Annotated in this window: 22 protein-coding genes; 7 read left to right on the top strand and 15 right to left on the bottom strand. The window is 33.4% G+C overall.

Annotated features, from left to right (window positions below):
- Nucleotides 1–54: 54 nt before the first annotated feature.
- The 3 genes from OQ292_RS16650 (at nt 55) to OQ292_RS16640 (ending at nt 4,981) form a co-directional block, all read left to right on the top strand.
- Nucleotides 55–816, top strand: a complete 762-nt coding sequence (locus OQ292_RS16650) for a metallophosphoesterase (RefSeq protein ID WP_284683273.1) — start codon at nt 55–57, stop codon at nt 814–816.
- Nucleotides 817–836: 20 nt separating this feature from the next.
- Nucleotides 837–2,222, top strand: a complete 1,386-nt coding sequence (locus tag OQ292_RS16645) for a M61 family metallopeptidase (protein WP_284683272.1) — start codon at nt 837–839, stop codon at nt 2,220–2,222.
- A gap of 428 nt (nt 2,223–2,650) precedes the next feature.
- On the top strand, nt 2,651–4,981 hold the full coding sequence (locus tag OQ292_RS16640; protein ID WP_284683271.1) for a carboxylesterase family protein: 2,331 nt from the start codon (nt 2,651–2,653) through the stop codon (nt 4,979–4,981).
- Between the two features lie 47 nt (nt 4,982–5,028).
- On the opposite strand, the gene OQ292_RS16635 is transcribed toward OQ292_RS16640, so the two are convergent.
- The 8 genes from OQ292_RS16635 to OQ292_RS16600 all read right to left on the bottom strand — a co-directional run bounded on the left by OQ292_RS16635 (nt 5,029) and on the right by OQ292_RS16600 (nt 12,463).
- Nucleotides 5,029–5,367 carry a hypothetical protein gene (locus tag OQ292_RS16635; protein ID WP_284683270.1) on the bottom strand — a complete coding sequence of 113 codons (339 nt, stop codon included), beginning with the start codon at nt 5,365–5,367 and terminating at the stop codon, nt 5,029–5,031.
- A gap of 176 nt (nt 5,368–5,543) precedes the next feature.
- Entirely contained in the window at nt 5,544–5,972 is a 429-nt protein-coding gene (locus OQ292_RS16630) for a cupin domain-containing protein (RefSeq protein WP_284683269.1), read from the bottom strand.
- 46 nt (nt 5,973–6,018) lie between these two features.
- Complete coding sequence (locus tag OQ292_RS16625; RefSeq protein WP_284683268.1) at nt 6,019–6,594, bottom strand: Crp/Fnr family transcriptional regulator; 576 nt, start codon at nt 6,592–6,594, stop codon at nt 6,019–6,021.
- Between the two features lie 29 nt (nt 6,595–6,623).
- Nucleotides 6,624–7,193 carry a YdeI/OmpD-associated family protein gene (locus tag OQ292_RS16620; protein WP_284683267.1) on the bottom strand — a complete coding sequence of 190 codons (570 nt, stop codon included), beginning with the start codon at nt 7,191–7,193 and terminating at the stop codon, nt 6,624–6,626.
- Between the two features lie 78 nt (nt 7,194–7,271).
- On the bottom strand, nt 7,272–8,261 hold the full coding sequence (locus OQ292_RS16615; RefSeq protein ID WP_284683266.1) for a phosphotransferase: 990 nt from the start codon (nt 8,259–8,261) through the stop codon (nt 7,272–7,274).
- Between the two features lie 144 nt (nt 8,262–8,405).
- Nucleotides 8,406–9,140, bottom strand: a complete 735-nt coding sequence (locus OQ292_RS16610; RefSeq protein ID WP_284683265.1) for a hypothetical protein — start codon at nt 9,138–9,140, stop codon at nt 8,406–8,408.
- Between the two features lie 71 nt (nt 9,141–9,211).
- A complete protein-coding gene (locus tag OQ292_RS16605; protein ID WP_284683264.1) occupies nt 9,212–11,602 on the bottom strand; it encodes an alpha-L-rhamnosidase-related protein in 2,391 nt (796 codons plus the stop codon).
- A 216-nt stretch (nt 11,603–11,818) separates the two neighbouring features.
- A complete protein-coding gene (locus tag OQ292_RS16600) occupies nt 11,819–12,463 on the bottom strand; it encodes a hypothetical protein (RefSeq protein ID WP_284683263.1) in 645 nt (214 codons plus the stop codon).
- Nucleotides 12,464–12,674: 211 nt separating this feature from the next.
- On the opposite strand from OQ292_RS16600, the gene OQ292_RS16595 reads away from it, so the two are divergent.
- On the top strand, nt 12,675–13,415 hold the full coding sequence (locus tag OQ292_RS16595; RefSeq protein ID WP_284683262.1) for a rhamnogalacturonan acetylesterase: 741 nt from the start codon (nt 12,675–12,677) through the stop codon (nt 13,413–13,415).
- 378 nt (nt 13,416–13,793) lie between these two features.
- Here OQ292_RS16595 and OQ292_RS16590 read toward each other — a convergent pair whose 3' ends face one another.
- Entirely contained in the window at nt 13,794–14,627 is an 834-nt protein-coding gene (locus OQ292_RS16590) for a 5'-nucleotidase, lipoprotein e(P4) family (protein ID WP_284683261.1), read from the bottom strand.
- 202 nt (nt 14,628–14,829) lie between these two features.
- Nucleotides 14,830–16,401 (bottom strand): S1C family serine protease, encoded by a 1,572-nt coding sequence (locus OQ292_RS16585; protein WP_284683260.1) that lies wholly within the window; start codon nt 16,399–16,401, stop codon nt 14,830–14,832.
- A 492-nt stretch (nt 16,402–16,893) separates the two neighbouring features.
- On the opposite strand from OQ292_RS16585, the gene OQ292_RS16580 reads away from it, so the two are divergent.
- Entirely contained in the window at nt 16,894–17,748 is an 855-nt protein-coding gene (locus OQ292_RS16580; protein WP_284683259.1) for an ADP-ribosylglycohydrolase family protein, read from the top strand.
- 104 nt (nt 17,749–17,852) lie between these two features.
- Nucleotides 17,853–18,203 carry a DUF2493 domain-containing protein gene (locus OQ292_RS16575; RefSeq protein ID WP_284683258.1) on the top strand — a complete coding sequence of 117 codons (351 nt, stop codon included), beginning with the start codon at nt 17,853–17,855 and terminating at the stop codon, nt 18,201–18,203.
- Nucleotides 18,204–18,255: 52 nt separating this feature from the next.
- Here the strand turns inward: OQ292_RS16575 and OQ292_RS16570 are convergent, their stop codons facing one another.
- Nucleotides 18,256–18,591 carry a DUF805 domain-containing protein gene (locus tag OQ292_RS16570; protein ID WP_284683257.1) on the bottom strand — a complete coding sequence of 112 codons (336 nt, stop codon included), beginning with the start codon at nt 18,589–18,591 and terminating at the stop codon, nt 18,256–18,258.
- 260 nt (nt 18,592–18,851) lie between these two features.
- On the opposite strand from OQ292_RS16570, the gene OQ292_RS16565 reads away from it, so the two are divergent.
- Entirely contained in the window at nt 18,852–19,379 is a 528-nt protein-coding gene (locus OQ292_RS16565) for a hypothetical protein (RefSeq protein ID WP_284683256.1), read from the top strand.
- Nucleotides 19,380–19,527: 148 nt separating this feature from the next.
- Here the strand turns inward: OQ292_RS16565 and OQ292_RS16560 are convergent, their stop codons facing one another.
- The 4 genes from OQ292_RS16560 to OQ292_RS16545 form a co-directional block, all read right to left on the bottom strand.
- Nucleotides 19,528–19,908, bottom strand: a complete 381-nt coding sequence (locus OQ292_RS16560; RefSeq protein WP_284683255.1) for a hypothetical protein — start codon at nt 19,906–19,908, stop codon at nt 19,528–19,530.
- A 71-nt stretch (nt 19,909–19,979) separates the two neighbouring features.
- Nucleotides 19,980–20,735, bottom strand: coding sequence for a hypothetical protein (locus OQ292_RS16555; RefSeq protein ID WP_284683254.1), 756 nt, complete (start codon nt 20,733–20,735; stop codon nt 19,980–19,982).
- 144 nt (nt 20,736–20,879) lie between these two features.
- Entirely contained in the window at nt 20,880–21,401 is a 522-nt protein-coding gene (locus OQ292_RS16550) for a hypothetical protein (RefSeq protein WP_284683253.1), read from the bottom strand.
- 140 nt (nt 21,402–21,541) lie between these two features.
- On the bottom strand, nt 21,542–24,439 hold the full coding sequence (locus OQ292_RS16545) for a M16 family metallopeptidase (RefSeq protein ID WP_284683252.1): 2,898 nt from the start codon (nt 24,437–24,439) through the stop codon (nt 21,542–21,544).
- Nucleotides 24,440–24,591 lie beyond the last annotated feature (152 nt).

The raw sequence follows: 24,591 nt of genomic DNA, 5'->3' as shown, positions 1-24,591 counted from the left end.
GTAAAATTCACTTACTTTGGCTCTCAGTTTTTTACTGAACTAGTGTACCAAAAAATGAAAATCCAATATTGCTCAGACCTGCACTTAGAATTTTTCCAAAACAAAAAATACCTAGAACACAAGCCTATAGAACCTGTTGGTGATATTCTCATTTTAGCGGGAGATACTTGCCATTTTAGTGAATATGCTTATGAACAACCATTCTTCGATAAGCTTAGTGAAAGCTTCGAACGCGTTTACCTAATACCGGGCAATCATGAATTTTACAATGGAAAAGATATTAAAATAACAGATGAGCCAATCCAACATCAAATAAGGGAAAATGTATGGTTATGTAATAACAAAAGTATCATAATTGGTGATGTTAAATTAATTTTCACTACTCTTTGGTCGATGATTAGCATGAAAAACAGCCAACCAATTAAAGAATACATGGCAGATTTCAGATACATCAGATACGATAAAAAAATTATTGATATACCTGATTATAACTTATTACACCAGCGATCAATTCAATTTTTAGAAAGAGCCTTACAAACTGATAAGAACACAAAAAAAGTAGTAGTTACTCACCATCTTCCATCTAACTTATGTAATGCCCCAGAATACGAAGGCAGTGTTCATAACGAAGCATTTTGTGTTGATCTCACAGAGCTGATAGGCAACATTAACATTGCCTATTGGATTTATGGACACAGCCACAGAAATATGCCTCCCATTAATATTAAGGGAACCACACTACTTACTAATCAATTAGGCTATGTATCTATGGATGAGCATTTAACATTTAAATATGATGCTCATTTTACTATTTAAGATTACATAACATTATCAACATGAGAAGAATAATAGTTCTATTTTCATTTATCATAGCTATCCCAAGTCTAAACGCACAGCAAAAGATTAGCTATTTGCTTAACAAGCAAGCAAATTTAAATAAAGTAACTATTCAAATCACATTTGATGCCCTATCGGCCAATGATGCCAATTTAGTTATTCCAAGAAGTGCACCGGGAACCTATAGTCTAGCAAACTACATGGCCTTTATTGATGATGTTGTTGGTTATACAGTTACAGGTAAGCAGTTATCAGGTATGATAGGGGACGGAAGCTTCTTTATGTTTGGAGAAAGTAATGACCTTCTAAATAAAGTGACTTATACGGTCGACATACAAAAAATGGAAATTGATTTATTGGATGCATCCATGAGTTCCAAAGCCAGAAAAGACTATCTGGGACTGTTTGGCTATTCAGCATTTGGATTTATTGAAGGGCTGGAAACAGAGGCTATCAATTTAACTATCAATACCGACCCTTCATGGCCTGTTTTTAGTACCTTAAGACCTGATACCAATCGAAAAAATGGAACAGATAGTTATGAGGCTGAAAACTATGCTGCACTGGTTGATGCTCAGTATCTCTTAGGTAAGGGTGTTCAGGTGATTCGTGTTGAAGAAGCGCAAATTCCTTTATTCGTAGCGGCCTATGCTGAGACAACCATTGCTTTGGAAGACATCGGGAATACAGGCTTATTATCGCTACAGAAACTTGCTGATTATTTTGGATACATTCCCATGCCTCATTACACCTTAGTTTATGAGTTTCTAAAACCAATTTCAGAAAGACATGACTATGGTTTTAATATGGAACATCTAAATAGCATGACGGCACACAGGGATATTTCTCAGGAATATAATCCCAATAGAGATTTAGGAACCATCATACATCATATTGGACATTCATGGATTCCATTAAGATCCTGGGGTGAAGGATACCGCCCATTTACATGGCAAGTAGCACCACTGGTAGAAACAATCTGGTTAAATGAAGGATTTATATGGTATGTTTCTTTCCATAAAATCCTTCAAAACGAGGAAATATTAAACTGGTGGAAGTCCAACATGGACAATGCTCCGGCTTTTATTAAAACCAAAACCTTAAAGGAATTATCTCTTCTGGGTTCAACCCAATATGCCTCAGATTTTAGAATAGGGAAAAATCTTTTTTCAAGAGGTGCTTTAATGGCTTATGATTTAGATGAGTATATTCAAAAACAAACTAACGGGAAAAAATCTTTTAAGGATGCGATGCTTGGATTGCTTAATTGGTCAAATGAAAATCAAAGAGCATTTAAATTCAATGAGATTGAGCCTATAATGTCTCAGGCGACAGGTGTAGATTTAAGTCCGATATGGGATAAATGGCAAAAAGCACCGAAATAAATTAAACATTATGTAACACTTTCAATTTACCAGTAAAGCCCAGTATAAGAAATATACTTGCTATCGATAACCAAACAATGAAATATTCTCCTAGAAGAAAGAGTTTGCCAATGGTCTTCATAGTTTAAAAAATTAAATTGCACAAAAACTATCTGGCCCACTCAAAATACAAGATATTAAATTTTATGCCTACTTCACCACAAAAACCATTTTAGAATGTATAAACTCTACTAAAAGCCAATAGATAAAACCTTATTACAAGTTTAATTTTCTTACAATTCTAGCTTTCCCTTTTTACTTTCGCAAATACGAAAATTAAACTACACCCTAAACAAATGTTTAAAAACTGGCTATCTATATTTTCAATCTCTTTATTTTTTCTTTTAAATACCCATCTATTTGCTCAACAAACTTTTAAAAAGGGCTATGTGATACAACTGTCAGATGAAGTTAAGTATCCGCGTTATGCTCGAACAGAATTCCCACAAGACAAGGTAATTGCCAGTTTGCTAAATGGTTCTTTTAAGTCCCCCTTTCAATCTGATACCGAATTAAACTGGGAAGAAATTACACCAGATAAAAAAGGCTATTTCAATAGTGATAAATACAATTATGGAGGCTTGTATCTGGAATTTGAAAGTGATAAAAGAGAAATTATGATTCTCGACTGTTCTGGAAATGCTAAAGCATATGTAAATGGCATTCCTAGAGAGGGCGATCATTTTGACTATGGCATTACCAAACTACCAGTTCAGATCGAAAAAGGCATTAATACCTTTTACCTCACAGGCGGAAGATATCCAAGAATAAGAGCTCAATTATATAAGCCTACATCTCCTGTCTCAGTTTCTACAGATCACATCACATTACCAGACTTAATAATTGAAGAAGACAGTGAAAAGTGGGGGTCAGTTATTGTAACCAATGCAACTAATAGAATTGCCAAGGGATTCGCTATAGAAAGCATTATTGAAGGCAAAAAAATTACTACAGAGATTCCAAATATCGAAAAAATCACTTTTAGAAAAATTCCCTTTAAATTAAGTGAGTTAAGTGGAGTTACAAATGAAGAAATCGATGTTCAGCTTAACTTGTTAGACAAGTCTGGCAACACAATGAGCAGTGTGAAATTTAAAATCAAAAATAAACACTTTAAAGAAGTTCACGACAGAACATTTATTAGCTCTATAGATGGTAGCGTGCAGTATTATAGTGTTAATCCTGCCGATTTGAAAAAAGATACAAGCTCAGCATTATTCTTTTCGGTGCATGGTGCAGGAGTTGAAGCGAGGAATCAAGCAGCAGCTTATAAAGCTAAAGACTGGGGCAATTTAATATCTCCAACCAATCGCGGGCCATTTGGTTTCGCTTGGGAAGATTGGGGCAGACTAGATGCATTAGAAGTTCTTGAAATTGGAAAAAAGCTATTTAATCCTGACCCTGAAAAAATATACCTCACAGGCCACTCAATGGGTGGACATGCTACATGGTATTTAGGAGCCTCCTACCCCGATTACTGGGCAGCCATTGCACCTTGCGCAGGCTATCCTGAATTACACGGTTGGATAAAATATCAACCCAAAAGTAAAACAGAAATACAGCGTACTTTTATTAGAGCAAATAATCCACAAAGCACAAAATTACTTGCTAGAAACTATTTACACTATGGTGTTTACATCAATCATGGTGATGCAGACCCTGTGGTTTCTGTAGAGCATGCGAGAGAAATGCGTGGTATTTTAGGTGGCTTTCATCCCGATTTTGCCTATTATGAATATCCCGGAGGAAGTCACTGGTATGGTAGCGAATCTGTAGACTGGAAACCATTATTTGAGTTTTTAAAAGCTCATAAACTGCCAAAGACCAGTGAAGTTAGAAAAATTGAATTTTCTACCGCTAATCCGGGAGTATCGTCATCTTCTAACTGGGTAGAAATATATCAGCAAATTCATCCATTTCAGTTAAGTTCTGTAAACTTTAACATAAGCCAAGACTCAACTACACTTACAGGAACTACAAAAAATGTTTCAGTTATAGATTTTGATCTGGCAAAGGCAGCCATTCAATTTCCAGCTAAAATTGTAATTGATAGTCAAGAGATTAGTATTGATACTGAAAGTAAAAAAGTTTACTTAGCACTAGAAAATAACAAATGGGTTGTAAGTAAACAACCTAGCAAAACTGAAAAAGGCCCACATAGAAATGGTAATTTTAAAGATGCCTTTAGGCATAATATGGTCTTTGTTTATGGAACAACTGGAAGCAGAGAAGCAAACAAATTAAATTACTACAAAGCCAGATACGATGCAGAATCTTTTAGTTATCGTGGAAATGGTTCAATTGAAATAATATCTGATAAGCAGTTTGACCCTGAGAAATATGCTGATAGAGGTATTATTATTTATGGAAACGCTGATAATAATAGTGCCTGGAAAATACTTCTAAAAGACAGTCCTATTCAGGTTTACAATGGTAAAATACAGATAGGTGACAAAACTTTAACTGGAAATGATCTTGCTTGCTATTTTATACAGCCTCGCCCCAATAGTAATATTGCTTCTGTTGGTGTTGTTGCTGGTTCTGGTACAGTAGGTTTAAAAGCAGCCCATGCCAACCAATATTTTGTAGCTGGCTCGGCTTTTCCAGATATTACTGTATTTAGGAGCAATGTATTTGTAGATGAATATAAGGCTGTTGAATGTACAGGATTTTTTGGCAACGATTGGAGTGTGAAACAAGGAGAGCTTACATGGAAGTAGCTATAAAAATAATACTAAGAACTTTCTTTTATCTATTAAGAAAGTTCTTAGTTTTTACTCATAAAATCCCAAAACTGATCCATATTATTACCTTTATATGCAGTAATTAATACTTTAAAACTTTCTGGAATATCCATCACCATCATATCATCCCCCAAGTCAGGTCTGATGGTCCATATCCAAGATAGATTTTCTTCTAAAGATGGTAAAATACTATCGGGACAATATTCTAGATAACCTTCACAAACTCCTATTGTATTCGCATAAAGGACACTAATAGCAGAAATCCTGTCATTTAGCTTATCCAATTCAACTATTTCATTAAAGGTCACATTAATTGGAATCGAATCGAGTATTTTATCTAATTCATGTGTCATAGTCTTCATTGAATTCTTATTTTGATGGATAAAAGCGTTTGGATTAACTTTCATAATACCATCAACATCAATCTTTAATTTGTCTATAAATTATAAAAAAAATAACATCATATATATAAAATTAAAGCTTAATTTAGCAATTCAATAGAAGTTTTCCCAGATTATTTAGCATTTATAGATTAGTTTCATTTGCTCTTTACAAGCTTTACTAATTGATCTTCTTTATTGATTAAATAGAATGCTGTAAAAATTAAGGAATCAGATTCTGATAGATTGTCAAAATGAAGAATTTTCTTATTAGCTGGCTCAAAAAAAGCATCACCCTCATTTAAAATTTTCTCCTCTTCACCTTCTATTTGTAATAAGCATTTACCCGTAACTATATAGCCTACTACTGGGCAAGTATGTATATGCACAGGGGCCTTCTGTAATGGAGGAAATGAGATTTGCTCAGACTTTATCTCTCTAACTTTATGTGTATTTAGCTCTTGTTGCAGTAATATATTACGACTAATACTTTGCGCTTTAGCATTGTTGAAACTGCATAAAACAATAGCAGTAAATAAGAGGATATTGTAAATACAGATTGATTTTGTTCTTGATAAATTTCGCATTTTTTAAGAGTTTTTTTAGGCTTCAAAACTCTATCAAATTGTTTTTTTAATCATTGATGTATGTTAAGGATTTGATTCTGCTGAGCGATTCTGGCCTAATACCTAAATAAGAAGCTAGATGGTATTGCGAAACATACTGCTCTATTTTCGGATAGGTTTTTAACAACAAATTATATCTTTCAGTTGCATTGTCCATTAAAAGAGATGTCTGCCTTTTACATTTTCTCATAAACAACTCATCGCTAATGTACTTGCCAAGCTTGTACCATTCCAGTGATGAGTTTAAAAGGCTATTGTAATCTGCATATGAAATAACAAGCACTTCGCAATCTGACAATGCCTGAATATTTCCACTAGCTGGAGTTTGTGTAATAAAGCTTGTGTAAGCAGAAATAAATGAGTCTGGTAAGTAAAACTCAACATTAAACTCTTCAGCATTTTTTTGAATATAAGATCGCAAAACGCCCGACTCCACAAAGCCAATAAACTTGCAAACAAAATTCTCCCTTAGTAAAAACTCCTTATTCTTAAGACTAACTCTCTTTAAATAGCTTTTAAATTCTTCAAAATGATGCTGCTCTAATCCGGCTTTATTGATAATAGTTTGTTGGAGTTGGTTCATTTTTCTTTTATTTAAATGCTAAACAAAACCTACCTTCTCTGACTCTTTATCCTTAAATGGTTTTCTGAATCTTCTATGAGGGTTTCTAACCTTTTAATTCTTGTTTTCTCTTGCTTGGCACTCATTACCCAATGGATTGCGATTTTTTTATAGTAAGGAGCTTCTTCATTAAAGTATTTCCATGCTTTATTGTTCTGCTTGAACTGACTTTCAAACTCTTTGCTGAACGCTGTTTTTTCTTGCTCAAAAGCATATATTCCAGATTTACTCTCTTTTCTAAGTTTGTAGGCTGCGAGTCCGGGTTCTTGCATCCGTTTTTCTTTGATCAGCTTCTCTACGGTGTTGATGTTTTTCAAACTCCATATGCTATTTTTCTTTCTTGGAGTAAAGCGGATTTTGTAGCTTTCTTCGTCTATTGTTTTTCGTATACCATCAATCCAACCATAACAAATTGCTTCTTCTACAGACTCTTCCCAAGTGATACTATCTTTCTTTACAGATTTCTTATAATATCCGACCCAAACCTCCACTAATTGATCGTGGTTTTCTACAAACCATTTTTTTAAATCTGCCGGTGTTGGGAAAAACAATACTTCCATTTAGTCAAGCTGTTAAATATAAAAATACACACAGTGATAATTTCTTTAAATCAATGTGTGATCAATATAAAGTATTCCTTATTTAATTTCAATCTCGTTATAGGCCATCCAAGCTTTTACCATACCTATAAATCGTTTCGCATAATTATCACTGTAAAACACATTGGAAAAAGTAATAAAAGTTTGCGCTTGCACACCCAGATAAAAAATCCATATTGCTAAACCTGCAACTGGCAAAAGCCTTTTTTCTTCATCAGATAGTTTTGTGATGGTTTCATAACCTTTAAAAAACTCCGCTGTTTTTAGTTTGAGTTTTTCCTTATCAGGTTCGGTATGGAAAAGTTGCATAATAAAATAGGCCACATCTAATAAAAGCCAACCATTTCCGCAGAAGTCAAAGTCAAAAATGGTAATTTCTGTGCCATTCTTCACACTCATGTTATCATACCAAATATCGAGATGCACCGAACCTTTTCTAATCTGGCTTTCATCTGCATTGCTAAACACATCCTTAATATATGCAGCAGACTTCTTTACATAAACCATCTCATCTGTGGTTGGGGTAAGATATTTTGTAGCATATAGATAGGGCAATTCCGCCAATGTTTCCGGATTATAACTTATTCTATCAATTGAAAAACCTTCTGTGAGCTGGTGAATTTTTCCCATCAAAATACCAATATTGAAACAAGAAGATTCCGTTAACTCTCTTAGCTTCTCCCCTTCTGCATAGGTAAATAAAACGGCATTTCTAATACCTTCTGGCGCTTCGATTTTTAAGATGTAATTATTTGAAAGATCGGTTACCGGCGAGGAAACAGAAACCTGATTTTCTTTTAACAGATTTAAAAGGCGAATTTCTTCATTGATTTCAACCTCTGAGCGCCAATTATAGTTATACACCCTAAAAATATACTTCTGCTCATTATCGCTCACTAAATAAGTATGATTCATACCTGCCTTTAGCATTCTACATGCAGTATTTGCACTGAATCCATATTTCTCGCGAACGAATACAGCTAAATGGGCAGCCGATAGCTTAGACTCAACAACAGGAATTTTAGACATTTTGAAAGCAGATTTGAATGGACAAAATAAAAACTGTGACAGGTTTGTAGCATCAATATCACATAACCCACCACAGTTTTATCAAAATAGCCTGCAAAAGTATCTGCTTTCATCTATTTTACAAATACTTTAATAAAGCCTTATTTAAAAAAGATTATACTCACTTATCTTCAACTCATTATCATCCAAATCTATAAAATAGTAATGTGCCTTATCTTTATGGTTAAACTCACCATTTCGGTCAGCGTCTTCCATGGTGTTAAAGTATATTCTGTTATTTACAGCATAGATTCGCCAATCTTTTAGCAAATGAAAATCTACAGTGAGTTTTTTTAAGATTTTACCATCTAATGAAGCCAGATAAAGTGAGGTTAAGTCTTCATGATTCAGCTTTTTGTCATTATTAGTATCTGTGTCTACCACGCTAAGCAGTAACATTTCTTTATCTGTATTTCTTCTAACGTTCTCTAAAAATTGAAAATACCTGATATACAAGTTCCCCTCTATTAATGAAATAAGTTCTGTAGAGTCTACTTGTTGAGAATACAAACTCGTGAGATTTCCACTGTAACTATCGCCTCTTAAATAACCAATACTTGCACTACCCGAATCGCCACTTTCTGATCTTGATATTTTACTATAACTGCTGCTTTCTTTCTTATTTATATTGATTTTGCCAACAGGAAAAATAAGATAATGTGTGCTATCAAAAAATACTGGCAAATCGCCAACCAACATAACAGTAGTGTCAGTTTCGGTATTCGCTTCTGTTGCTGTAGCGATTTCATCTTCGGCATAAACCAATTTCTTCTTTGGACGATTTTCGCAAGAAAAGATAAAAAGTAGGCTAAAAATTAATAAACACAAGGTATTCTTCATGAAATGCTATTTTGTTTAAAGATTCAATTCTGTAGCAAATTTGCAGAATCAAATCTTTAAATCAGCAAAATTTATAAATCAATTTTATTGATTCCTTCTTTCAAACTCAAAGTTTTACCATTCCAAATAAAAGAACCTGTGAGTTGCGTTGGTAAAGTAACCTCGCCTTTTACTTTCCCATTCTTTTTCTTCTCTAATTTTAAAGTGATGTTTCCTAATCTATGTGGAACAGTTGTGTTGACAGATGATAAATTACCCAATGCTGGTTCTATTTTCACCGATTTAAAACCTGCTTCATTGGGCTTAATACCAGATATCATAGTGAGAAAATAATACAGCGGCGAAGCACTCCAAGCATGGCAATCTGATCTTGTCGGATCGGCCCTTTCAGCAAAAGTAGTTAATCCAATTTCAAGCATTTTCTCCCAAGGAGCCAGTTGATCTAGATATTGGTTTGCCATTCCTGCTTTACCCAAAGCTTCCATCAAATAAAAAGAGAAGTAATAAGATGCCGGAGCCAAAGAATCATCAGTCAATAACTTATTCATTACTTCCTGATGTTTATCAGCTTTATATGTATTTGTGAGGATTGCTAGAATGTTTGCTTGTTGGCTAAACTCCTTTTTGTTGGGTGTATCTGCAATTAATCCTTTTTGCACATCATAGCAATCTTTGTATACCGATTCCTTTATGCGCTTAGAAAGCTTTTTGTATTTCTCTACTTGACTTGAGTAATTGAACTTCTCCATTAACTCAATGCCTTTATCCATCGCATATACATATTGCAAACTAATTACACTTGAGTTGCTATCATCAACACCCGGAGGCACACCAGTTTCCCAACCGTGACCTGTTACCCAGTCTAGAAAATTCCACCATTCTAATTTTCCAATCATGCCGTTTTGATCTAACCTCGCCTCATACCAATTTAGAATATCTAACATTGCTGGGAGCATAGAGGCAATCAATTTATCGTCATCACACAACATCCAATAATCGTGTACCATCGTAATCCAGACCAGAGAAAAAGTAGGAATTATTTGCGTGACATGACTTGGATAACGGCTTGCCGTAAGCCCAAAAGATTTCCTTGAATTATGTAAAGAGATCAATGCTTCTCGCATCATGGTGGTATCTCCTGTTACATAAGTTGAAATGAGAGATTGTATACGCGTATCACCTGCATATTGCAATTGCTCGTAATAAGGACAATCGAAAAAGGTTTCTCCTGTACAGAGTCTTTGAGTGCGCCAGCCTACTTCCCAAATATCTTTTAATAAGGGTATTTCTGCCTCAAAAACTGCTTTTTCTTCAAAAGGATATGCCGTAAAAATACTATAGAAATCGTCAATTACGAGAGGCTCGTTTGCTGTTTCAATATCCAATTTTACATAGCGAAAAGTTCGCCACCACAAAGTTTGATAAGTTCTGTTCTCACTCCCATCTGCAACAATTATATCTAGGTTACCAATTATTTTCTTTCCTGAAATTTCTTCCCTATTCCCTTTATTAAATTCATCGTCATACAAACTTTCGGCGTAGGTAATGGTAATTGAGCTTCCCTTTCCCTTAGAAAACTTTAAGATCGGATAGGCATTAGTAAGCACATCTTGATCTATCAATAAACTCACTTTCGAAGCTGCCGGAATCGTGATCGCTTTCTCACCTTTTAAGAACTCTTCTGCAACTTCAATTCCCTCAACACAACGAATTCTAGAAAATCTTTGAGGTGTTTCTTCCATTGCAGGAATTGGACGAGGCTTTAAAACATGGTTCGGAACTCCACCGTATTTCTTTATACTACTAAGAGGAGTACCGTTCGTTAATTCAAAAGCATTTTTCATCTGGGTTTCAGCAAAGCTTTCTGAAGCCCAATCCCAAGGATGTTTTTCTGCTTCAAACTTCTCTCCTGGCCCAACATCATAGTAACCTCTCACTTTTACAGGAACAGGTGCATAAGCTTCATCTTTCATTACCAACCAAGATTGATTTGTATTAAGCGAGCTCTCCTTTTCTGTATTTCCTTGAAGGATAAAACCTGTTATTACAGAATGTTGAGCTAATGGTCGCTTTTCTGCAAAATTCCATACAATGGCGTTAATTACATTTTTTCCTTCTTTTAAAAAGCTAGCAATATCATAAGTTTCAAAATACCAATTCATTTTATCACCTCTAGAAGGTCCATTCCCTACATACTCTCCATTTACATAAAGCTTATAGCGATTATCTGCCGAAACGTGGATAATATAGTCACCTGATTTATCTACTAAATTGAATGATTTTCTGAACAAATAAACTCCGTACTCCTGTCCAGAAATTTCTGGATGAGAAATCCATTTTGAATCCCATTGCTTTTCGAGTAAATCAGGATTGATCTTATCTGCTTGCTGAGCAATAGATATTTGTTTGAATAGAAATACTGCAATGGCGATACAGCATAAAAATCGAAATTGATAATACATAAAGGATAAAGCTTGTTGTATGATTTATTGATTAAATAATTTCAAAAAAGCGATATCCTTAAGTTATAAAATTCATTTTAACCGGCTGTCCTGAGCAAGCACCCTATTAAACCTTAATTCTACAAAAAAGTCTTTCAAATCCCTCACAGAGAGATGTTCCTTTATTTTTAGATTAAAAACATGATAGCACAGCACAGCATGGTTTGTTCTATTTTTTTAAGAAATTTTCTTAATATAAGTGCAGATATAATTCTCTAATTCAGTTTGCAAACTATCTGCTTCGTGTGAAGAAAAGGTAATTTGCCCGCTTTCATCAACCTTCCATACTTCATATTCAAATTGTAGATCATCACAAGTTAACAAGCCAGTTTTCATTTTTGCAACTGGCACTTTTTCTCTCTCTTGCGTATCAACATTGACTTTCTCATAAACCTGAGTAACTGGGAAATCGCGATTGATTTTGGTAGAAGTTAGAAATATACCGTTTTCTGGTACATTCAAAGTGTAATACAGATAATATGACCTAAAAGGGAGTTTCTCGGCATGTTCAACACCATAAATAAATACAATGTATTCAGATTTTCTATCTTGGCTTACAATTAAGTCTTTGGTTCTTTTTGTCCAGAGGTATCCGAAATACACAAAGCTTAAAAGGATTAGCTCTATAGCAACTGTTACTTTTAAGTTATCTAGCTTCTTTTGCATAAAATAATCTAGAACAAGACCCAATAAACCAGCAGGTAAGTAATAAACCAATGCAAGCAATCCCATTCCCATATCTCCGGGTTTAACAGCACCATAAATTGCCACTAGAATAGCAAAAATGCTTACAATATTGAGCGGTGTGATTTTGTAGATCATTGGTTTTAAAGTTTAAAAAGTTTTTAAAGTATGCATTCTAATTTGCCTGTTCATTTACGGTTTAGTTTCTAGTGATTGTTTCAAAACCAATGACATGTTCACATTTATTCAGAACTCAAAACCAACTACATTTAAAGTGTTTTATGTACACGTAATTTTACATTTTACCCCAAATAGCTTAATATAGCAATACAAAAAAATTAATATGAACATGAAATTATCAACCTACCTCACTTGTCTTATTTTATTATTTATAGTTGGCTGTAAAGAAGAATTAAAACCTATCACTATTTACATGATTGGAGATTCTACCATGGCTAACAAATCATCCAAAAGAGCCCCAGAAACTGGCTGGGGACAGGTTTTCAATCAACTAGTAACAGAAAAAGCCACAGTTAGTAACCACGCCGTAAACGGCAGAAGTTCTCGCTCATTTTTAGGTGAAGATCGCTGGCAACCAGTACTCGATTCTTTACAAGAAGGAGATTATGTTTTTATACAATTTGGACATAACGACCAAAAAGAAGATTCTGCCAGACATACTACTTTAGATGAATACAAAGAATTTTTAGTAAAATATATTACTGAAACTAAAAAGAAAAAAGCCAATCCTATTTTGCTTACCTCAGTAATGAGAAGACGATTTGATGAAAACGGTCAATTCTTCGATACGCATGGAGGTTATCCACAAGTTGTGAGAGAGGTAGCAAAAGAACAAAATGTTCCATTGATAGATTTGCATAAAATGACTGAAGAACTGATTGTAGCAGCAGGAGAAGAAAACTCTAAAAAAATATTTTTGATACTGACTAAAGGAGAAAGCCAAAACTACCCAAATGGCGTAGACGACAATACGCATTTTTCGAGATATGGAGCTACAGAAGTGGCAAAACTTACTGCCGAAAGCATTAAAGAGCAAGATTTGCCTTTAGCAGATTACCTAAAGGAATAGATTAAAAATTTGAAGAAGTATTGGATTATCATAGGAATTATTAGAGTATGGGTCTCAATTTTTGCTACAGGGCTTTCAGTATTTTATGTAGTTTCAGGTATAGCATCTGATAATATAAGTATTCAAATAACCTTACTCCTAACTTTCTGGTTGCTTATTTTATATTTGATGACAACCATAAAAAAAGAGAGCTGCATTAAAAAGTTTAATACAGCTCTCTTTTTTATGATACCAATATTAACTTATGAGTTTTATTTTTCAGTAGTCTTATTCCCAAAAAATATAAGTCCATTTAGAGTTGTTAGTGCCACTCCAAATGTGTCTAATCACATTTATGATTTTAATAATTGGCAATTTCTTGTCTAAAAAACTTCAAAATCAATAAGATCTTAATTTAGCTTTTCTAATAGAATCTTTCTGATTGGCTGTCCATTTATAACTTCCTTCGTAAAGGCCTTTTGTTTCCCAATCGCCATACATAGGGTTTGGCAATACAATAAACTTTTTACCAAAGTCAGCTTTTAAGCTCTCTGCTAACTCATTTCTTTTCTTGGTAGATTGCCCATCGAATACCTCAGTAAAGTCTGATAAATTATCGCCAAGTAACATTACAATTTCGTGAGTTTCTGCCACTTTCTTCCTTCTTGGTTCTTTTGCACTAGATTCTGTTTTTAAAAGAATATGGGCTGCATCTGCAAATGGGAAACCTGCATTTTTAAGGTTTTCTAAAGTTTCGGGTTGTTGTACATCAAAACGATTAGAAATATAAAATACTTCTACTCCTTTGCTCTCTGCATACTTTAAAAAGTCTATTGCTCCCGGCACTGGCAATGCACTTTTTTCTTTCCCCCATTCTACCCAAAGTTCTTTTGAGTACTCCGCATCTTGCTCTATCATCTTAGCATTGTAAGGGCTATTATCTAATACCGTTTCGTCTATGTCTGTAACAATCGCTAAGGGTTTATTTTTTGTTTTATTTTCAGCTACTATTTTATCTAATTGGGAGTGGGCTACATTAAAAGCCTGATAACACAATGCTTTATATTCTGCTGATAATTGCTGCCATAAAACTGCTAATATAGCATGTTCTCTAACTGGTATACCTACTTCCGTTTCTGCCTCAGTCAAATTTGCCTTTTGCTGCCCAGAAAAGCTCTCACAACCACTTAATAGCATACCACATATTATTAGCTTAAGTAATATTTTGTTCATACTTTAATTCATTTGATATTAAAAAATACATTTTAGTTAACTACTACTGATAGTTTATAACAGGCAAATTAAATATACTTTGATTAATTCGCGGCAATTTACTTTGCTTTTATAAATTTCAATATAGCACAAAAAAAAGGGATAATCTTTAATAAGACTATCCCTGAAAATATGTAATTAGCAAGTTGAAGCATAAAGTATTTTATCTGCCTCCTACTGAATGTTCTTTATTGTCGTAAGAGATTTTTAACTTATCGAAAATCTCATAAGCAGGAATACCAAATGCAACTCCTTCTATACCAAAACCTCTTAGCTTAGAAGCTACTACGCCTAATACCAAGCCATCTTTGTTTAATATAGCTCCACCACTATTACCAGCATTAATACTAGCATCTGTCTGAATAAGCTTAGAGTTCTCGCCATTTTTTCTTAAACCAGAGATAATTCCTCTCGAAATTGTTTGAGAAAGGTCTTCGGCTGATGGTGTTCCAACTGCATATATTTCTGTTGCTAATTCTATGTTTTTATCATCGCTAATTTTAAAAGACATCAAATCTTTTGCATCAATTTTTAATAATGCCAAATCGTGTATTTTACTTGTTCTAATTACCTCTACATCGTACTTCTTTTCATCACTTAAAACCACTTTTATATTTTTTGCATTGGCAATTACATGATAGTTTGTAATAATATGGCCTTCAGGACTAATCACAAAACCACTACCATGACCTTCATCTACCTTTACAGTTACAGAAGCTGTAGTTGCCTCAGACAATTTAGAAACATATTTTTGAGCAACTGGTATTTTAATTTCATCATATGCGGCTTCAACAATCTCCTGAGTTTTATCTTTCAGTAATTTTTTAACCTCCGTGGTGTGCATAAAATCATTAAAACCATATTCAATTGCATCTTTTATTGCAATTTCTAAGGTATAATCTTTTTCATTGAAGTTTCTAACTGCGAATTGCCCAGAAGTTGTATTAGTAGTATACTCAAATACCGGATTTTTATAATAATCTAATGCTTTCCACTCTACTGATAAATTGATATACACCATACCTTGTGTAGAGTAAAAAGTACCATTCCCTATTACATTAATTTTACAATCAGTAATTGCAGCATCTATTAATAGATTATCAAGGTAGTTATCTTTAAAAACTTTTCTAGTTGTATCGATATAACCTTTCTCTAACAACATTTCATTTAGCACATCAGAAAAAATAGTATTTTCTGTTTCAACTTTAGTTTCCACATCACCTTCAGAAGCACTAATAGTCTTGCCCCAACCTCTCAGGAAATTTTTGTAATTAGAATAGTAATTAACTTTAATTTGCTCACTGCTAAGATTAACACCAAAGTTATTGAGTCTGATTTCTTTTGCATCTTCTTCTTTATCATCAATAGAAACCATATCACTATTGATCGTTATTTCTTTATCGTAGTTCCAAGACTTAGCCCCAAAATCATACATGGGAGCTACTAAAGTAACACCAAAAGGAATCCACGACATGATATAAAGAGGTGATTTTTTGTATGCAAATAAGGTATAATATTCGTCTTTGTATCCTTCTTTTGAAACAACTACCTGTTGTGGTTGCTTATTTCTCTTAATTTTGTAGCGACCATCTTTAAATTCTGGCTCAACACCATTTACGATAAGCTTACTACCTTCTTTTTTATTTACTGTAACTTTTTGATATGTACCGTTGAGAATAGTTGCACAACTCGATAATAGAATAGGGAAAATAAGTAATAATGAAAGTTTCTTCATAGCTTAGTTTGTATTTTAGAGAGTATGCTCTCAAATAGTAATTTGGTTAGTGTAGCCAATAATTATTATATAAACGATTTTTAAAAGATTCAATTATTGAATTCTACATTGCTTATTTGTCATAATTAATAATGACAAAAATTAACGATATAGCATAATTTTAGGTATAAATTAGAGTATTTTAAGTTTTGTTGACATTTACTGACGATGTGTCAAATCTTGATGTGGATTTTTAGATTTCTCCTCCCCGATTATTAAACTTTTATGATATTGGTCAGCTATTGTAATTGATGTGATAAATAGACCTCTTTTGTAAATGCTTGAGCATGCACATACAGGCATTAGAGTTTAAATTTTTCGCAATGATTTATGTAGACAAAAAAGTTTACTTTAACCAAGTTCGATAATTTCTACACTCAAATCTGATCTTGTATTCTGCTCAATAAATTGATTCCTGTAAAGAAAAACTATTACCTTAGCTAGTAAAAATTTATGATACTAGAAGGTGCTATCGGTGATGCTTATGGAGCCGGATTTGAGTTTGCAGAAAGGGCTGTAATTGAAAAATTCAATCATTTAGAAAGATATATACAACACCCTAAGCATACAGATATTTACAAAAAGTATACTGATGACACCCAGATGTCAATCGCTTTAGTTGAGCTAATGATTGAAGGTAGCGAATGGACTCCACTTAACATTGCTAATAAATTTGTTGAATGCTTTAAGCGTGACCCACGAAAAGGTTATGCCACCAGATTTTATAATTTCCTTTTAGAGATCGACAATGGACAAAACTTGCTAAATAAAATCGTAAACAAAAGCGAAAGAAACGGAGCAGCCATGCGCGCTTATCCAGTTGGTTTGTATAAAAATTTAAATGATGTAATTACAAAAGCCGAAGCACAAGCAGTTATAACCCATGCAACAGACAAAGCTATTATTTCGGCACAGGCAATAGCTGTTATCTCTCACTATTTTATTTATCAACTTGGCGAAGTTTCTGAGTTGCATAACTTTTTAAATGATACACTTTCTTTCGAATGGAAAGGTAAATGGACTAGCAAAGTTGATATAGATGCTTACCAAACTGTTGAGGCAGTTTTACAAATCTTACTCAATGGAAAAAACCTCTCGCAAATGCTAATTGATAGTGTAAATCTCGGTGGCGATGTAGACACTGTTGCCTCATTGGTTCTAGCGATTGCATCCACTTCTGATTATTACCAAAATGATTTGCCCAATTTCCTTTATGAAGATTTAGAAAATGAAACCTATGGCAGAGATTACATACAAAAATTAGATAAAGACTTAGAGATATTTTTAACCAAACAACAAGCTATTTAATTCTGAGTAAAGTAGTATCTAAACGCTTGTAAAGTTTTCACATAAAATCTCAATTGTATTTTGTAATATTGATCGATATAAAGATTGAATTGCATTATAAGGAGATGAAAGTAATAATAGCTGGAACAAGATACTTTAACGACTATAAATTATTACATAAGTACTGTAACCATATCTTACAAAATCAACAAAGTGTAGAGATTGTAAGTGGCTGTGCTACTGGTGCTGATCGATTAGGTGAAAAATATGCGCTTGAAAAGTCTTATTCGCTAAAAAAATTCCCTGCCGATTGGAATAATCTTGACAAAGCGGCTGGCCCAATAAGAAACAAAGAAATGGCAGAATATGCCGATGCCCTCATCGCCTTCTGGGATGGCAAAAGCAAAGGAACCCTTAACATGATAGAAACGGCCAAAAACCTAAAATTAAAAGTGAGGGTTTGTAGGTATGAATAAAAAAAAAGCCTTGATCTCTCAAGGCCTATATATGTAATTATATTTTCGAAGATTATCTCAAAGCATCCCACTCTTTTGGGTCTTGTCCATATTCATTCTCAAAATCGTCTCCTTCGGTAACCGCTAATATTAAACTATAAACAGGAATTAAAACAAACCATCCACTTTTTCCAACATCGTGCATACGTCTAATGCCAACTGCAATACTAGGTAGTAATACTGCCAAACAATATAAATTAAATAAGAAACTGGTACCTATTACATAGGATATAACTAATAGACCTACATAAATTAAGAAATTAAACAAGGTAAAATACCAAAATTCACTTCTTCTGGCTCTACCATTAAAGTCTACATAGTTTTTGAGGGCTTTTAAATAATAATGCATTAGCTTAAAGTTTACTTATTAGTGTGATTAAATAAATGAGTATTACTCTCTAATTTACTCAAAAACAAACGTTTTTGCCCATTTTACATTATCTAAACTATGATTTTTCTTGCCTATTTCAGGATATTACCATAGCGAGATTAACTTTTAAGATATACAAAGAAATAAAGGCTATTTTAATAGCACTTCGATTCTGTTTGCTAAATAAATATTGGCATAAACGTTAGAGTGGTAGATGTGTAAACTAGCAAACTTCAAGTATGATTATTAAGAAAAAAAAGTCTGAAAGATTAACAGAAGTTATTATATCAATTCCATTTGTGTTAATAATTATGACAATTATTTTTTGGGGACTGTTTGACGATTTTGATCCAGAGTTACCAATGTTTTTTAAAGCCTTTTATCTAGTATTTATTTGGTTAGCATTTATGGGCATTCGAAGCAATTATCGCTATTTATTGAAAATATTCTCATCTAATCCAGAGTTTGAATTAACCGAAAATGAATTAATAATTTTTGATAACCCTAAATATGATAGTATTCCTTTTTCAGAAATTATTGATTGTACATTACTATATCCATCTAAAGCTCCAAATCAATTATTTCTAATTTTAAAACCCGATTCAGATATTATAGGCAATACAAATAAAATAATTAATAGAATCCGGTTTACATCTAGCAACTATGAAGCTGTTAGACTTAGCTTAGGTTTTGCAGATATTAAACCAGAAAAACTTCTCGAATTAATTAAAGAAAGGATTAATAAAACTGAGAAAATAAGTAGTTAGTTAAACTAAATCAGCTTTAAAGATTACTCCTCTGGAAATAACCTGAAATTTTTAAAGCTTCCATTACTGATTATTGTTTCACCACCATCTTCATTACAGGTTACACCTTCAAAAGTGCCTGAAAGCAAATCTTTGTTATCGCTTTGTCTTACAATTGTGAAAGTAAAGTTTTTATAATCACATCTGCTTGTTGAGTTTTACACATCGATCCATCTTCATCATTATAATAACTAATTATATTGCCTCTCTCACCTTCAATAGAATTATCGCCATTGTAAGTACCTTCTAGGTCAGGAGTCGTGCAGTCGAGATGTAGAGAACTGTTTTCAAGATGGACATGTATAGCAAGCTCGTAATATCCATAAGGAGAATTATCTATTGAATAAACATTGAGTGAAGAAGTCGATTCATATAACTTACCATCTACCTCAAAACTCACTTCGGGAGTTGGATAATTATTCTCATCTTTTTCGGTGCATGAAAAACTTAGACTTGCGATAAGTAAAAAAGTAGAAATTGTAATTTTCATAGCTAGGGGAAATGTTTGATAGTTAAAAAAGAACAATCAAACATAACAAAAAATAGTTAAATAAATCATTTTTAAGCTAATCTGTATCTATTTAACTGTCCAGCCCTCAAACAACAAAGCACATAGGTGTATGTGATATTAATTGGGATTAAGAAAAAATTTCCATCGTACACAAAAAACATGTAGAGCAAAACATTGAACAGAATAAGTGAATCAAAAAGTAGCTCTATTATAACTTGATAAAACCCATAATTCTTCAACTTAATAAACAATGGTGCTGGAAGACGGGTATTAATGGTAGTGAGCAATACAAAAATGGCTAATGGAATCCATAAGACAAATAGTAGCAAAACGATAAACATCATTGACTTAATATAGCTATCGTGTCCATCAGCATCAAGCCCATAATCTCCCCTATTAATCTTAATTAGAGTATAAATACAAAAAGCAATTGGAACAAAAATCCAACTTACTAAAGATAGCATAATAAGTTGCGGTTTGTCTTTAGATTTTAAATTACTTAAGTCTGTAAAATGCTCAATTTCAGCAGTTTTAAAAAATAACAACAATGAAAAAGCTGTAACGATAAGCCCAATTCCCAAATCCATGATTTGAGCTTTGATAGTCCACATTTCTAACTTTTTTCGTTCAATTTCTTCTAAAGTCAAATTAGAATCAGCTATCTCACCTCTTAGAATTGAAAAATACTTTTCATCAAGTTTTTGGGCATAATCTGGATCAGTATAATACTCCAGTGAGACCGAATAAAGAAATAAAATAAGGCCAATAAATAAAATTGAAAGAATGGCTGTAAAAGGTTTGATCATCACTTTTCACTATAAAATCAAAAGACACAAACAACCTACTTTTCATATTTGAGAAGTAAGTTTTGCTAATCAATTTTGAATGATGAACCTCTAAAGTTTTGAGCTAGAATCAGCTTAATGAAGACTAAAGTTAATCACAAAAAGCTAAATCTTTAAATATCTGTATCTATCAAAAAATCTTCTAGTTCTTGTAATGGCACTGTAGTTAGATTCTTCTAATAGATCTACAATCTTTTTTAAACCTAAATAATTGCTTGATTTAAAATGATGTAAAGCTTTGTAGTTTGAATAAATTACTACCATGTTAAATTCAAACTCCCAAAAAGGTTTAATTCCTGAAATCTTAATAAAACTCCAATTATAGCTCTCGATGCGATAACCAGATATTGAAGCTTTTTCTATCACATGTTTTTTTCTAGTAATTATATGCTTAAGTGTAATAGCATCTTCATCTATTTCTATATCAAATGTTTCTGCAAATATTTGACGAAAGATTCTGTAAACTGTAAAGGTAAAATAGAAGGAAAATATAATTGCTATGAAATGCTTTTGAAAACTTTCTGCATCAATCGAAAAGAACAGAGGAAGATTGGAAATAATGATATTTGTAAAAAAAACTATTTTTAATATTCTAAATACTAATATAAATCTATTGTACCTAACCATATATGAGTTGAATCACGAAATAATTACCGATGGTAATTTAACACAAAATAGATACAACGAAATTTTACTTAATACCATTTAAGCTTTATTAACTGTAAAACAAAAGCCAGTTAGACTTTTATCTAACTGGCTTTTTGAGCTTACAATTCTGTATCGATATGCTCTATTTTATCATAACCGAAGATTTCTTCTAAGGTAAGTTCTTTCACCTCACCATAATTTTTGAGGTCGTTAAAATTGATTTTATCATGACTACCAACCAAAACAGTTACATAAGACTGGCCTTTAATATACACTTCGTGAAATGCCTTTAAATCATCAAACGTCATCGTTTTTACTTGCTCATAAACATCTTTTCTTAGATCGTAATTAAGATCATGGCTTTTAGCACTTTCGTAGTTCCATAATACACTCGATTTAGTTACTCGCTCACTTTCAATTTTGCTTAATATCGCTTGTTTTCCAATTTCAAATGCATCTTGAGACTCAGGCATGTTTTCTAAAAGTTCGCGCATGGCTTTCATGGCTTCTGGTTGCTTATCTGCTTGGCTACCCACATAAGCAAAAAGCACATCATCTTCACCTGCTTTTTCTGGGGTAGAATAAGAAGAAAATACAGAATAAGCTAAACCTTGCGCTTCTCTAATTTCTTGAAAAACAATAGAGTTCATTCCTCCGCCAAAATACTCATTAAACATTCTCACTTTTGGAGTGATACTCGCATCGTATTGGTTTCCCTTAGACAACATAATAAACTCCGTTTGTACCATGTCGTAGTTGGTCCAATACACTGTTGGGTTATCTGTTGGCATTTGCTCAAACTCAACCTTTGGAGGCAATGGAACCATTGTTTCTGGCAAGTTATGTTTTTGTTCTAGCACTGCCACAAGCTTATTAAGCTCATATGGTCCATAATACAAGACTCTGTGCTCCATCTGAGTAATATTTTTAATCTTCTCTGTTAAGTCTTCTGCTTTTAACGCTTGTAACTCCTGATTGCTCAACACATTGGTAAATGGCGATTTTGCGCCATATTGAGCGTAATTCATCAAGCCAGAGAATAAAATTCTGCTTTTATTTTTCTTTGCATCGTCTCTAGATTTAAGCTCTCTTCCGATGAGTTTATCCAACGCTTCTTGGTCTGGACTTGGGTTTGCCAATAACTTTTCAAACAAATCAATGGCTTTTTCCATGTTCTCACTCAAGCCGTTCAAACTCACATAAGTTTTATCTTCAGCAGCAAAAACACTAAAGCTACAACCTAATTTGTAAAACTCTTTTTTGAGCTCTTCTGCACTCAATTCTGGTGTTCCTAAGAATTCTAAGTATTGAACTGCCACCTTCATTGCCGGATCATTATTACTACCAATATCTAGCAAATAAATCAATTGAAAACGTTCATTTTCTTCATTTTTCTTTGCCAATATATCTACCTTACCTTTCACATTTCCTTTGTTTATATCCTTTTCATAATCGACAAATACTGGCTTTGTTTTAGGAGTTTCTTTGGTCAAAATAGATTCGTGAAATGCAGATTTTACATCTCTATTTACAGGAACTTTTGTAATGGTTGGCTTCTCTACTTTTTGCTTATTTGGGTCTTCACCCGTCTTTTTATACACCAATACATAATTGTCTTTGTAGTTATTCTTTACAAACTCAACAATATCTGCCTTAGTTACTTTCTCCATTCTATCTAATGTGCTTATGTAATCTTCCCAAGGAATATCGTTGGTGAAAGCCATTACCATTTTATTAGCCCTAGACCAGTTGCTCTCCAAACTCCTCATATTATTCATCTTCAAGTCATTTATTACTGCCTCAATCAACCAATCTTCAAACTCTCCTTTTTTAAGCATGTCAATTTGCTCCAATATCAAGTTTTTTACCTCTACTAGTTGTTGCCCATCTTTAGGATTTCCATAAAAAGTATGCATCGAATAATCATTATTATTATCTACATAACAACCTGCATTTAATACCTTCTGCTGCTGTTTAAGATTTAAATCGATTAAACCAGCTTCTGAATTACTCAAGAGCATATCAACCAAAGTAACCATCATAAAATCTTTGCTACTTTCGCCAGGCATTCTAAAACCAATATTTACACTTTCTGCATCTGGGCCAAGTACTTCGGCAGTTCTAGGCTCAGTAATTGGCTCTTCTTCAACTTTCTGCCAAGGCTTTAAGTCTGAATTGGGCTCTAAATGACCGAAATACTTATCTATCATCTGGATGGTACTATTCATATCAATATCACCACTAATACAAATAGCCATGTTATTTGGGCGGTAGTACTTTCCGAAATAGTTCTTAATTTCTGTAATTGAAGGATTCTTTAAATGATCAATAGTACCGATTACAGTTTGCGTTCCATAAGGATGTTTTTGGAAAGCTAACTGATACATTTTCTCATATACCTTCCAGCCGTCACTATCTAGCGAACGGTTTTTCTCCTCGTAAACAGCTTCTAGCTCGGTATGGAATAAACGGTTTACGATTTTATTGAAACGAACACCTTCAAACTCTAAAAACTTATCTAATTCGTTGGCTGGAATATCTACCGTATATACTGTTCTATCGGTGGTTGTGTATGCATTTAAACCTTTGCCACCTATACCGGCAACCATTTTATCATATTCATTCGGAATCGCCAAGTTTGCCGCATCATTAGACACCTGATTGATCAGTTTGTAATATTCTTTACGATCATTATCGTCTGTTAGCGTAGCATAATGATTGAACATATTTTCGATGCTATCCAGATAAACTTTTTCTTTATCATAATCTACAGTACCAAATTTGTCGTTGCCTTTAAACATCATATGTTCGAGGTAATGCGCCAAACCTGTATTGTCTGCCGGATCGTTCTTCCCTCCTGCTTTTACTGGTATAAAAACATGCACTCTAGGCGCATCTTCGTAATCGCTCAGATAAACTTTAAGCCCGTTTTTTAAGGTATAAATTCTTGTATCCATTAAATCGCCAGAAACATACTCGTAAGTATACCCACCCTCTTCGGCGGTTTGAGTACCCATTTCAGCTTGTTTGACTTGATTGCATGACCATGCAAAAATCGATAAGAATAAAAAAATTAATTTGGATCGAATCATTCTAAAAAGTGTTTAAAGCACGATTTACTGAAAGTAGAAAGTGCTATGAGAAAATGAAAATTGTTAGTTTACTTCGA

Origin of the sequence: Chondrinema litorale, from assembly GCF_026250525.1 — a bacterium.
Classification (GTDB): Bacteria; Bacteroidota; Bacteroidia; order Cytophagales; family Flammeovirgaceae; genus Chondrinema; species Chondrinema litorale.
The sequence above is the reverse complement of the archived record's forward strand: the minus strand, read 5'-3'. Positions and strand labels throughout refer to the sequence as shown.